Source organism: Kitasatospora sp. NPDC047058 (assembly GCF_040643935.1).
Classification (GTDB): domain Bacteria; phylum Actinomycetota; class Actinomycetes; order Streptomycetales; family Streptomycetaceae; genus Kitasatospora.
On sequence record NZ_JBEYVJ010000213.1, the window covers coordinates 1 to 12343 of the forward strand.

Here is a 12343-nt window from a genome sequence, read left to right on the forward strand (position 1 = left end):
CACCCGGCTCCGCGCACCCCTCCGGGGTCGCGGGCCGCCGCGGAGTAGCGGACGGCGGGCGGCGTCGTCACACTGCGAGGATGCCGTCCCCCACGCAGCGCGCTCTGGCCAAGGTGCCGGCCGGGCTGCGCCCGTTCCTGGTCAGGCACCGCAGGCTGGTGAAGTTCCTGCTGGTCGGCGGCGCCTGCTTCGCCCTGACCACGGTGCTCAACTTCTCGCTGAAGTTCACCGTGCTGGAGCACAAGCCGGTGGTGGCGCTCACCATCGCGACCGTGGTGGCCACGACGGTCTCGTACGTGCTCAACCGGCAGTGGTCCTTCCGGGCGGTCGGCCGCCGCCGCGAGGTGCTGCTCTTCCTGCTGGTCAGCACGGTGGCGATCGGCGTCAACGACCTCCCGCTGGTCGCCTCGCGCTACCTGCTGGAGCTGCGCGAGCCACGGGTGACGGCGTTCACCCAGGAGGTGGCGGACTTCCTCAGCGGGATGGTCGTGGGCACCTTCGTGGCGATGCTCTTCCGCTACTGGGCGATGCGGCGCTGGGTCTTCACCCGTCCCGCCGAACCGGCCGCCGCCCCGGCGGAGCAGCCCCAGCGGATCTCCTGAGCCGGGCCCCCAGCAGGGCCCCGAGCAGGGGCCGGAGCAGGGCCCGGAGCGGGACGCCGGACCGTCCGCCGCCTGCCCCGGCCCGCCGGGAGCGGTCGGCCGAACGCGGTTACGCTGCAAACGACGAAGCACCCTGAGGCGGGTGGACGGCAGCCGGACGGGGTGAGGCGATGCGCGAGACGGACGCCCTCCGGGCCGGGCCGGCCAGCCAGCAGGGCATGCGCCGGTCCAACCTGGCGCTGGTGCTCGGGGTGATCGCGCGGGCCGCGCGCTCCCGGGCCGAGGTGGCCGCCGACACCGGGCTGACCCGGGCCGCCGTCTCCTCGCTCGCGGAGGAGCTGATCGCGGCCGGACTGGTGGTCGAGGAGGGCCCGGCCGCGCCCAGCGGCAAGGTCGGCCGGCCCGGCACCGCACTGGGCCTCAACCCCGGCGGCCCGGGCGGGCTCGGTGCCGAGATCGGGGTGGAACACCTGGGCGCCTGCGTGGTCGACCTGCGCGGCGAGGTCCGCGCCTGGCGCCGGCAGGAGATCCGCAACCGGGACCGGCAGCCCGCCGCGGTGATGGCCGACCTGGCCGAGCTGCTGCGCCGGGCCACCGCCGATGCGGGCCTTCGTCCGGCCGGGCTGACGCTGGCCGTGCCCGGGCTGGTCGGCGACGGCGGCGGCGTGCTCCAGCGGGCCGCCAACCTGGGCTGGCAGGACGTGCCGGTCGCCGCCGAGCTGCGTCTGGCACTGCGCGTGACGGGCGCCGACCAGCTGGCCGAGCTGCCGCTCGACGCCGACAACGAGGCCAACCTGGGCGGGCTCGCCGAACTCTGGCTGGGCGGCGGACCGGACCACTTCCTGCACGTCTCCGCCGAGGCCGGGGTCGGCGGGGCGATCGTGGTCGGCGGCCGGCTGCTGCGCGGCGCCCGCGGCTACGCGGGCGAGCTGGGCCACGTGCCGGTGCGCCCGGACGGCCCCCGCTGCGCCTGCGGGGCGAACGGGTGCCTGGAGCAGTACGCGGGGGAGAACGCGGTGCTGCGGGCGGCCGGCCTGGAGGGGATCCGCGGCGACTGGGTGGCGCTGCTGGCCGAGCGGGCCGAGGCCGGCGACGAGGAGGTCCGTACGGCGCTGGCCGGGGCGGGCGCGGCGCTGGGCATCGCGTCCGCCGGTGCGGTCAACCTGCTCGACCCGGCCGAGGTGGTGCTGGGCGGCGGCTACGCCCAGCTGGCGCCCTGGCTGTTGCCGGCCATGCGGGCCGAACTGGCCGCCCGGGTGACCGTCCGCCCGTGGTCCGACGAGCGGCTGACGGTCTCCCGGCTGGGCCGCCGCGGCCCCCTGCTCGGGGCCGCGGTCGGCGTGGTCCGGGCGATCGTGGCCGACCCGGGCCGGCTGGCGGCCACGCCCTGAGCCGCGGACGCCCGGGCCGGTGCCGTTCTCGGCACCCGCCCGGGCGTCCGCGGCCGCTACGCCTCGACGAGCTCCCGGGTGCGGTGGCCCGGCCGGCCGATGACGGCCGCGACGGTGATCCCGACGCCGACCAGCGCCCAGGCCAGCAGCACCAGCAGCGGCATGGCCAGGTTGGTGGCACCGAAGTAGGCGATCGAGCGGGTCGCGTCCGTGCCGGCGCCGTTCGGGATCCACGCGCCGATCGCCCGCCAGAACGGCGGCATCATCGGCGGCGGGAAGACCCCGCCCGCGCTCGGGTTGCCGAGCACCACGAAGACCAGCACCGCGATGCCGATGCCGATGATGTCGAACAGGCACTGCAGCGCCATGGTGAACGCACCGACCGCGAAGACCACCAGGGCGCCCACGCCGGCCAGGCCCCAGAACGAGCCGGGCAGCGCGTCGAGCACCGGACCGACGATCACCGCGCCGCCGATGCCGGCCGCGACCGAGTACAGCGCCAGCGTGCCGAGCCGGAGCACCGCCCGGTCGGTGTTGGCGGGCTTGGCGCCGGCGCTGATGCCGAGGATCGAGGCGACCAGGTAGCCGCCGACGCACCAGCCGATCACCAGGTAGAAGGAGGTGAGACCGTTCGGGTCGCCCTTGGCCAGCGGTACCACGTCCTGGGTCTTCACCGTCCGGCCCTGGGTCTTCTCCAGCGCGGTGACGATGGTGTCGGCCGCCCGGGCCGCGGACGGGCCGCGGGCGCCGCCGACCAGCAGGGTGTCCTCGGTGCCGGCCGGGTTGAAGACCAGCGCGGCGTAGATCTTCTGGTCCTTGATCTGCTGGGCCGCGGTCTCCGCGTCCGGAGCGGTGACGGCCTTCACGGCGTCGTCCGGTACCGACTCCAGCGCCCCGACCAGCTTGGGGGAGACCTGCGGCGGGGCGACCACCGCGATCGACAGCTCGTGCGGCGTCGGGTGGTGGAGGGCGCCGACGTAGGAGGTGATGAAGCCGAACTGGAGCAGGAGCACGGCGATCACCATGAGCGCCGTGCGCGGGGTGACCGCTCCCTTCAGTTCGGCGACGAGGCCCTTGCTCGGTACCTGCCCGGGGGCGGCCATGCACATCTCCTTGTCCGGAGTCGGTCGGGGAAAGCAAATACTTCATACCATGAAATAGTTTCGGGGCCGGGCATCCCGCACCGCGGTCCGGCCGGGCGGGCTGCGGGATACTGGCGCGGTGAGTGCGGCGAATGACGAAGAACCCCTGCTGGCGGTGGAGCGTGAGGTCGCGCTGATGTTCCGGCGGGGCCGCGCCCGTGTGGCGGAACTCTCGCGGCGGGTCCACCCGCAGCTGGAGGGCGCGGCCTACGGCATGCTCGGCTACATCGAGGAGGCCGGGCGGGTGCGGGTGACCGACGTGGGCGCGCACTTCGGGGTGGGCAAGGCCACGGTGAGCCGGCAGATCCGGGCGCTGGAGGAGCTGGGCCTGGTGGCCCGCGAGGTGGATCCGCTGGACCGCCGCTCCGCGCTGGTCTCGCTGACCGAGGACGGCCGGCGGCGGTACCTGGGCGCGCGGGCCGCCCGGATGGAGCGGGTGCGCGAGCTGCTGGGCAACTGGGCCGAGGACGACGTCGTCCGCTTCGCCGAGCTGCTGCACCGCTTCAACCACGGGATCGGCGAGCCGGCCGCGGGCTGAGCGGCCGGGGAGGCGAAGGCCCGGGATCCATGAGATCCCGGGCCTTTACTCGGCCTTGAAGAAAGTTGCCCTAAGCAACCATCGCTCTTATGGTTGCCGAGGGCAACGATTTCCCGCGTCCCCGCGTCCCCGCCGCCGCCGTCCCCGCCGAGGCATCCGAAGCCTCCGAAGCACCCGAAGGACCCAGATGACCGTCACCACCACAGCCACCACCGGAGCCGCCGCCGTCGACGACCAACCGATGACGCACCGGCAGGTGATGGAGGCGCTGTCCGGGCTGCTGCTCGGCCTCTTCGTCGCCGTGCTCTCGTCGACGGTCGTCTCCAACGCGCTGCCCCGCATCCTCACCGACCTGCACGGCGGCCAGTCCGCCTACACCTGGGTGATCACCGCCACCCTGCTCACCCTCACCGCCTCCACCCCGATCTGGGGCAAGCTCTCCGACCTCGCCAGCAAGAAGCTGCTGCTGCAGATCGCCCTGGTCATCTACATCGCCTCCTCGGCGCTGGCCGGCCTGTCGCAGAACACCGGCGAGCTGATCGCCTGCCGCGCCCTGCAGGGCATCGGCGCCGGCGGGGTCACCGCACTCGCCCAGATCTGCCTGGCGGCGATGGTCCCGCCGCGCGAGCGCGGCCGGTACAGCGGGTACTTCGGCGCCGTCTTCGCCCTGGCGACCATCGGCGGACCGCTGATCGGCGGCGTCATCGTCGACACCTCCTGGCTGGGCTGGCGCTGGTGCTTCTACGTCGGCATCCCGTTCGCGCTGGCCGCGATCCTGGTGCTGCAGCGCACCCTCAAGCTGCCGGTGGTCCGGCGCCAGGTGAAGATCGACTACCTGGGCGCGCTGGTCATCACCGGCGCCGTCAGCCTGCTGATGATCTGGATCACCCTGGCCGGCAAGAACTACGCCTGGCTCTCCTGGCAGACCGCGGCCATGGTCGGCGGCGGCCTGCTGCTGGGCGCCGTCGCCGTGCTGGTCGAGAAGCGCGCCGCCGAGCCGGTCATCCCGCCGCACCTCTTCCGCCACCGCACCGTCACCCTGGCCGCGCTCGCCAGCGTCCTGGTCGGGATCGGGATGTACGGCGCGACGACCTTCCTCAGCCAGTACTTCCAGCTGGCGAAGGAGAAGTCCCCGACCATCGCCGGCCTGATGACGCTGCCGATGATCCTCGGCCTGGCGCTCTCCTCCACCGTGGCCGGCAAGATGATCACCAAGTACGGCAAGTGGAAGATCTACCTGCTCTCCGGCACCCTGCTGCTGGCGATCGGGTTCGGCCTGCTCGGCACCGCCCGGGTGGACACCCCGTACGGGCTGCTCTCCGTCTACATGGCGGTCACCGGCGTCGGCCTCGGCCTGACCATGCAGAACCTCGTGCTCGCGGTGCAGAACACCGTGCCCCGGCACGAGCTCGGCGCGGCCAGCTCGGTCGTCACCTTCTTCCGCACCATGGGCGGCGCGATGGGCGTCTCCGCGCTCGGCGCCCTGATGAGCAACAAGGTCGGCCACTACCTGGCGGAGAACCTCGCCGCCGCGCACGTCCCGGCGGCCGGTGCCGCGGCCGGCGGCGGCATCCCGGACCTGCACCGGCTGCCCGCCGCGGTGGTGCCGCTGGTGACCGACGCCTTCGGGCACGGCGTGGGCGTGGTCTTCCTGGTCGCGGCGCCGTTCGCGCTGCTGGCCTTCGTCACGGTGCTGTTCATCCGCGAGACCGCGCTGCGCACCACCCAGCAGGACTGACCCGGCCGTCCGCCCCACCGGGTGCGGGCGCGGGCCGGCGGCGGAGACGGCGGCCGGGAACGCGAAAGGGCCGGGGAGAGCTTCGAAGCTCTCCCCGGCCCTTTCGCCGTGCTGCGGTCCGGCCTCAGTGGCCGGCGATCAGCGACAGGCCGTAGAGGACGGCCGCGCCGCAGACCGCGAAGCAGGCGTAAGCGCCGGCCAGGGCCAGCCGGCCGCCGCCCGCGGCCGGGGCGCCGGTGCCGGCCGCCGAGTGCTGCGCGGCGACCGCGGCCTCACGGCGGGAGAGCGCCAGGATGCCGAGCGCGAAGACGGAGACCACGGCGACGGTGATGCCGAAGCTGAAGCCGGCGGTCTGGGCCAGGGCGTTCCACTTGATGTGCATGGTGAGTGCTCCTCAGCCGGCGGCGGTCAGGCCGCGACCGTGGTCGAGGCGGGGGTGGGGGTGGCGGGCGCGGGGGTGACCTCGACCGGGGTGACCTCGGTGACCTCGTTGACGTTGTCCGCGCCGACCGGCTGGCGGCGGGAGATCATCCACATCGCACCCGAGCCGGCCACCAGGGCGGCGCCGACCAGCGCCACGCCCCAGCCGCCCTGCTGGGCCAGGAAGGCCGCGGCGCCGGACACCAGCGCGGCGGCGGGCAGGGTCAGGCCCCAGGTGTAGACCATGCGGCGGACCAGGCTCCAGCGCAGCTCGCCCTTCGGGCCGCCGAGGCCGGCGCCCATGATGCCGCCGGAGCAGACCTGGGTGGTGGAGAGGCCGAAGCCCATGTGCGACGAGGTCAGGATGACGGTGGCCGCCGCCGACTCGGATGCGAAGCCCTGCGGCGCCTTGATGTCCGCCAGGCCCTTGCCCATCGAGCGGATGATCCGCCAGCCGCCCATGTAGGTGCCGAGCGCGATGGCCGCACCGGCCGAGACGATCACCCAGGTGGGGGGCAGGGCGCCCTTCGGCAGGGCGCCGACCGAGACCAGGGTCAGGGTGATGATGCCCATCGTCTTCTGGGCGTCGTTGGTGCCGTGGGCCAGCGAGATCAGCGAGGACGAGAACATCTGCCCGGCCTTGAAGCCCTTGGTGACGGTCTCGCCGTTGCTCTTGCGGGTGATGGCGTACGCCAGCTTGGTGGCGCCCCACGAGGCGAGGCCGGCCACCAGCGGGGAGGCGATCGCGGGGATCAGGATCTTGGTGACCACGGTGTCGAAGTTGACGCCGTTGACACCGACGCCGACGACGGTGGCGCCGATCAGGCCGCCGTAGAGCGCGTGCGAGGAACTGGACGGCAGGCCTCTCAGCCAGGTGAGGAGGTTCCACAGGATCGCGCCGACCAGTGCGGCGAAGATGATCTCCGGGTGGATGCCGGTCTTCTCGTTGACGATGCCGCCGGAGATGGTGGTGGCGACCTTCACGGACAGGAACGCGCCCGCGAAGTTGAGGACGGCCGCGATGGTGACCGCGACCTTGGGCCGGAGGGCTCCCGTCGCGATGGAGGTGGCCATCGCGTTGGCGGTGTCGTGGAACCCGTTGGTGAAGTCGAAGGCGAGCGCCGTGATGATCACAACGGCCACCAGGAACGAGATGTGTTCCATACCCAAACAATCGTCGTAGTTGTCGCACTGACGTTGGTGTCGGTCGCGACGGTAGGCACGCTCGGTGAACGGAAGGTGAACTGAGCCGGGATTCGTGGTTCCGATGGTGTCGGACCGATTGACGCTACCTTTCCACAAGGTGTCCTCCGCTGCACTGACCTGGGCATTGGTGCGGAACGTCCGGTTTCGGTCGGGTTTGGTGAGACCTGTCTCACATCGCTGATGAGAATTCACCGACCCGTACGGGTGCGGTCTGTTTCCCGTGAGTAACCCGTGGGAGGATCGGCCAGGCTCCGGGCGTCCCGGGGCCGTACGGGTCGGGGAGGACACACCCATGGGCGGGGCAGCACAGCGCACGGAGTCGGCCGGACTGCGGCCATGGGTGCGGGCCGCCCTGCGGTGCGGGGCCGCCCTCGCGGTCGCCGCGCTCGCGCTGCCCTTCGCGGCCCAGGCCGCCTACGCCGCGCCCGAACCGGGCACCCCCGGCGTCACCGCCCCCACCGTCGCGCCCGGCGCCGACCCGCTCGCCGACGCCAAGGCCACCCTCGGCCCGCTGCTCGACCGGCTGCACGAGCTGTACACGGGCGCCGAGACCGCCACCGAGCAGTACAACGCCGCCGTCGCCAAGGTGACGGAGCAGCAGGCCGCGCTCGCCGACCTCAAGGAGCGGCTGGAGCGCCAGCAGAAGCTGGTCGACGCCGGCACCGACGTCGCCGCCCAGCTCGCCGCCGCCCAGTACCGCAACGGCGCCGCCTCCGCCTACGCCGAGCTGCTGCTCTCCAAGGACCCGTACGAGGCCGTCACCATCGCCGAGCTGCTCGCCACCGCCAGCCGCTCGCAGTCCGAGTTCCTGGACCGGCTGAAGACCGACCGTGACGCGCTCACCGGGCTGCAGAAGCAGAACGAGGAGGCGCTGAAGACCTCGCAGGCGCTGGTCGCCCAGCAGGACGCCGCCAAGGCGAAGGTGGCCGCCGACCTCGCCTCGGTCGAGCAGCTGGTCTCCTCGCTCACCGGCGCCCAGCGCACCGAGCTGGAGAAGCTGGAGAAGGCCAGGGCCGACGAGGCACAGCTGTCCTTCCTCGCCTCCGGCGCGCTCGGCAAGGGCGAGCGCACCCCCTCGCTGGCCGGCCGCGCCGCCGTCGCCTACGCGCTGGCACAGCTCGGCAAGCCGTACGTGTGGGGCGGGGCCGGGCCGGACGTCTTCGACTGCTCGGGCCTCACCTCGCAGGCCTGGCTGCACGCGGGGAAGCCGATCCCGCGCACCAGCCAGGAGCAGTGGGCCCAGCTCCAGCGCATCGCGCTGAACCAGCTGCGCCCCGGCGACCTGATCATCTACTTCGAGGGCGCCACCCACGTCGCGCTGTACATCGGCGGCGGGCTGGTCGTCCAGGCGCCCCGGCCGGGGGCCGTGATCAAGGTGTCGCCGATCGGTTCGATGCCGATCCTCGGCGCCGTCCGGCCCGACCCGGAGACCGCGGCCGACGAGGCGGGCGGCGCCTGGAAGGTGCCGGACCTCCCGGCCGGCTGGGACACCGTCACCCCGATCGCGCCGAGCCCGGCCAACCAGGTGCCGGCGACGCCCGCGCCCGGCACCCCGGCTCCGGCCACGCCGGCGCCCGGCACGCCGACGCCGGCCGACCCGGGGACGCCGACCGGCACCCCCACCGGTACGCCGACGGGCACCCCGACCGGTACGCCGACGGGCACCCCGACCGGTACGCCCACGGGGACGCCGACCGGCACCCCGACCGGTACGCCGACCGGCACTCCCACCGACACCCCGACGGGCACGCCGACCGGCACCGGCACGCCGGCCGGGACGGGTACGCCCACCACCCCGGGCACCCCGACGACCCGGAGCGGCTCGCCGGCCTCGTCCGCCAAGGCCACCGGGACCGGCTCCGCGAGCGCCTCCGCCCCGGGCAGCACCTCGGCGACCCCGTCGGCCGGACAGCGCTGACCCGTACCGGGCCGGTCGCACCGGAAGACGCCCGAGGGGGCGGCGGGCCACCCGGCCCGCCGCCCCCTCGGGCGTGTGGCGGTCAGGGCGCGCCGCTGTCCGGTTCGAAGCGGACCACCACGGCCTTGGAGGTCGGGGTGTTGCTGATGTCGGCGGTGGAGTCCAGCGGCACCAGCACGTTGGTCTCCGGGTAGTACGCGGCCGCGCCGCCGCGGGCCACCGGGTAGTGCACCACCCGGAAGTGCGGGGCGCGGCGCTCCACGCCGTCCTTCCACTCGCTCACCAGGTCGACGTACGCCCCCTCGGCCAGGCCCAGGTCGGCGGCGTCGGCGGGGTTCACCAGCACCACCCGGCGGCCGCCGGTGATGCCCCGGTAGCGGTCGTCCAGGCCGTAGACCGTGGTGTTGTACTGGTCGTGCGAGCGGAGCGTCTGCAGCAGCAGGCGGCCGTCCGGGACCTCCGGCGCGGTGAGCGGGTTGACCGTGAAGTTGGCCTTGCCGGTCGCGGTCGGGAAGGTCCGGGAGTCGCGCGGGCCGTGCGGCAGGGTGAAGCCGCCGGGCCGGCGGACCTTCTCGTTGAAGTCGGCGAAGCCCGGCACCACTCGGGCGATCCGGTCCCGCAGGGTGTCGTAGTCGGCGGCGAACTCCTCCCACGGCACGCTGTCCTGCGGGCCGAGCGCGGCGCGGGCCAGCCGGCAGACGATCGCCACCTCGGAGAGCAGGCCGGGCGCGGGCGGACGCAGCCCGCCGCGCGAGGAGTGCACCTGGCCCATCGAGTCCTCGACGGTGACGAACTGCGCGCCGCGGGCGGTGACGTCGCGGTCGGTGCGGCCGAGGGTGGGCAGGATCAGCGCGCGGGCGCCGGTCACCACGTGCGAGCGGTTGAGCTTGGTGGAGACGTGCACCGTCAGCCGGCAGCGGCGCATCGCGGCCTCGGTGACCTCGGTGTCCGGGGAGGCCGCGACGAAGTTGCCGCCCATCGCGAAGAACACCCCGACCCGGCCGTCGCGCATCGCACGGATGGTGTCCACCGCGTCGTGGCCGTGCTCGCGCGGCGGCTCGAAGCCGAACTCGCCGCCCAGCGCGTCCAGGAAGGCCTTCGACGGGCGTTCGAAGATGCCCATCGTCCGGTCGCCCTGCACGTTGCTGTGGCCGCGCACCGGGCAGACCCCGGCGCCGGGGCGGCCGACGTTGCCGCGCAGCAGCAGGAAGTTCACCACCTCGCGGATGGTCGGCACGGCGTGCTTGTGCTGGGTGAGGCCCATCGCCCAGCAGACGATGACCTTCTCCGAGGCGAACACCAGCCGGGCCAGCTCCTCGATCTGCGCCCAGGGCAGGCCGGTGGCGGCGAGCACCTCCTCGCGGCCGGTCTCCCGGGCCTCGGCGGCGAACTTCTCGAAGCCGTGGCAGTGCTCCGCGACGAAGGCGTGGTCGACGGCGTCCTTCTCCAGGATCAGCTGGTTGAGGGCGCGGAACAGGGCGAGGTCGCCGCCGAGCCGGATCTGCAGGAAGAGGTCGGTCAGCTTGGTGCCGTGGCCGACCAGGCCGCGGGCCTGCTGGGGGTTCTTGAACCGTTCCAGGCCGGCCTCCGGCAGCGGGTTGACGCTGACGATCGTGGCGCCCGCGCGCTTGGCCCGCTCCAGTGCGGAGAGCATCCGCGGGTGGTTGGTGCCCGGGTTCTGGCCGGCCACGATGATCAGGTCGGCCTGGTAGAGGTCCTTCAGGCTGACGCTGCCCTTGCCGACGCCGAGCGTCTCGGTGAGCGCGGAGCCGGACGACTCGTGGCACATGTTGGAGCAGTCGGGCAGGTTGTTGGTGCCCAGCCGGCGGGCGAACAGCTGGTAGGCGAAGGCCGCCTCGTTGCTGGTCCGGCCGGAGGTGTAGAAGGCGGCGCCGTCCGGGGTGTCCAGCGCGCGCAGCTCCTCGGCGATCAGCGCGAACGCGTCGTCCCAGGAGACGGGGGAGTAGTGGGTGGCGCCCTCCTCCAGCAGCATCGGCTGGGTGAGGCGGCCCTGCTGGCCGAGCCAGTAGCCCGAGCGCTCGGCGAGCTCGGCGACCGGGTGGGCGGCGAAGAAATCGGCGTGGACCCGGCGCTCGGTGGCCTCCTCGGCGACGGCCTTGGCGCCGTTCTCGCAGAACTCGGCGGTGTGCGTCTTCCCCGGCTCGGGCCAGGCGCAGCCCGGGCAGTCGAAGCCGTCCGGCTGGTTGACCTTGAGCAGGGTGGCGGCGGTGCGGCGCAGGCCCATCTGCTCGGTGGCCATCCGCAGGCTGTGGCCGACCGCGGGCAGTCCGGCGGCCGCGTGCTGGGGCGCCGACACCGCGGGGGCGTCCTGCGCCGGGTCGCTCTGCGGGGCCTGCTTGGCCATGACTGCGCTCCTCGGGCTGTTCGTCCGGCCGCCGCGCCGTCGCGGGGGCCTGCAGCCATCCTCGCACCCGGGCGCGGGTCTCCGGCAGGGGCACCCGGACGGCACGGAGGGGCGGCGTGGAGGGGCCGCCGGACGGCGCGGAGGGACGGCCACGGCGTCGGTAGAGTGGGGCGGCTTCGAGAGGCGGGGGTGGGGCGGGTGATGGTCGGCGACGTGCTGGACGGCCGGTACGAGCTGGTGGAGCGGCTCGGCCAGGGCGGCTTCGGCGTGGTCTGGCGGGCCCTGGACACCCGGATGCGGCGGCAGGTGGCGGTCAAGGTCATCAGCCACCACGGCGAGGACCAGCAGAAGGCCGCGCTGCGGTTCGTCCGGGAGGCCTGCGCGGCGGGGAACCTCTCGCACCCGAACATCGTCACCGTGCACGACCTCGGGGAGGGCGAGCTCGCCGGCCGGCAGGTGACCTACCTGGTGATGGAGCTGCTCGGCGGCCGCACCCTGACCGCCGTGCTCCGGGCCGGCCTGCCCGACCCGGAGCAGAGCCTGCGCTGGGGGCGGGAGCTCTGCTCCGCGCTGGCCGCCGCCCACGACGCGGGCATGGTGCACCGCGACATCAAGCCCGACAACATCATGGTCACCGACGCCGGCACGCTGAAGGTGCTGGACTTCGGCATCGCCCAGCTGGACGTCGGGGCAGGCGGGTTGACCACCACCGGGACGATCGTCGGCAGCCCGGCGTACATGGCGCCGGAGCGCTGGACCGGCGGCCGGGTGGACGGCCGGGCGGACCTCTACGCGTTCGGCTGCGTCCTGGCCGAACTCTGCACCGGGGCGCGGCCGTTCAGCGGGGACTCGACGCCGGTGCTGATGTACCAGCACCTCAACGAACCGCCGCCGGCCCTGGATCCGGCGCAGTTCGGGCTGCCCGCGGAGGTGGCCGGGCTGGTCGCCGAGCTGCTGGCGAAGGACCCGGCGGACCGGCCGGCCGACGCCCGCACGGTGGAGCGGCGGCTGGCGGCCCTGGCC

At 73.9% G+C, this 12343-nt stretch carries 10 protein-coding genes; 6 read left to right on the forward strand and 4 right to left on the reverse strand.

Annotated features, from left to right (window positions below; genetic code table 11):
• The first annotated feature begins 80 nt into the window (after positions 1–80).
• Both ABZ885_RS26145 and ABZ885_RS26150 read left to right on the forward strand, forming a co-directional pair.
• Positions 81–602, forward strand: a complete 522-nt coding sequence (locus tag ABZ885_RS26145; protein ID WP_360193283.1) for a GtrA family protein — start codon at positions 81–83, stop codon at positions 600–602.
• Positions 603–772: 170 nt separating this feature from the next.
• Positions 773–1993: an ROK family protein gene (locus ABZ885_RS26150; protein WP_360193285.1), complete on the forward strand. Its 1221-nt coding sequence runs from the start codon at positions 773–775 to the stop codon at positions 1991–1993.
• 56 nt (positions 1994–2049) lie between these two features.
• Here the strand turns inward: ABZ885_RS26150 and ABZ885_RS26155 are convergent, their stop codons facing one another.
• Positions 2050–3096, reverse strand: coding sequence for a DUF3533 domain-containing protein (locus ABZ885_RS26155; protein ID WP_360193288.1), 1047 nt, complete (start codon positions 3094–3096; stop codon positions 2050–2052).
• A gap of 118 nt (positions 3097–3214) precedes the next feature.
• Here ABZ885_RS26155 and ABZ885_RS26160 point away from each other — a divergent pair, with 118 nt between their 5' ends.
• Both ABZ885_RS26160 and ABZ885_RS26165 read left to right on the forward strand, forming a co-directional pair.
• Positions 3215–3673 (forward strand): MarR family transcriptional regulator, encoded by a 459-nt coding sequence (locus ABZ885_RS26160; protein ID WP_360193290.1) that lies wholly within the window; start codon positions 3215–3217, stop codon positions 3671–3673.
• 187 nt (positions 3674–3860) lie between these two features.
• Positions 3861–5411 carry an MDR family MFS transporter gene (locus ABZ885_RS26165; protein ID WP_360193293.1) on the forward strand — a complete coding sequence of 517 codons (1551 nt, stop codon included), beginning with the start codon at positions 3861–3863 and terminating at the stop codon, positions 5409–5411.
• 124 nt (positions 5412–5535) lie between these two features.
• Here ABZ885_RS26165 and ABZ885_RS26170 read toward each other — a convergent pair whose 3' ends face one another.
• Together ABZ885_RS26170 and ABZ885_RS26175 are read right to left on the reverse strand one after the other, a co-directional pair.
• On the reverse strand, positions 5536–5793 hold the full coding sequence (locus ABZ885_RS26170) for a hypothetical protein (RefSeq protein ID WP_360193295.1): 258 nt from the start codon (positions 5791–5793) through the stop codon (positions 5536–5538).
• A gap of 26 nt (positions 5794–5819) precedes the next feature.
• Positions 5820–6995, reverse strand: coding sequence for an inorganic phosphate transporter (locus tag ABZ885_RS26175; RefSeq protein WP_360193297.1), 1176 nt, complete (start codon positions 6993–6995; stop codon positions 5820–5822).
• 334 nt (positions 6996–7329) lie between these two features.
• On the opposite strand from ABZ885_RS26175, the gene ABZ885_RS26180 reads away from it, so the two are divergent.
• Positions 7330–8955, forward strand: coding sequence for an NlpC/P60 family protein (locus tag ABZ885_RS26180; protein ID WP_360193300.1), 1626 nt, complete (start codon positions 7330–7332; stop codon positions 8953–8955).
• 82 nt (positions 8956–9037) lie between these two features.
• On the opposite strand, the gene ABZ885_RS26185 is transcribed toward ABZ885_RS26180, so the two are convergent.
• On the reverse strand, positions 9038–11320 hold the full coding sequence (locus ABZ885_RS26185) for an FdhF/YdeP family oxidoreductase (protein ID WP_360193303.1): 2283 nt from the start codon (positions 11318–11320) through the stop codon (positions 9038–9040).
• 201 nt (positions 11321–11521) lie between these two features.
• On the opposite strand from ABZ885_RS26185, the gene ABZ885_RS26190 reads away from it, so the two are divergent.
• The coding region (locus tag ABZ885_RS26190; protein WP_360193305.1) for a serine/threonine-protein kinase at positions 11522–12343 on the forward strand (822 nt) is incomplete at its 3' end.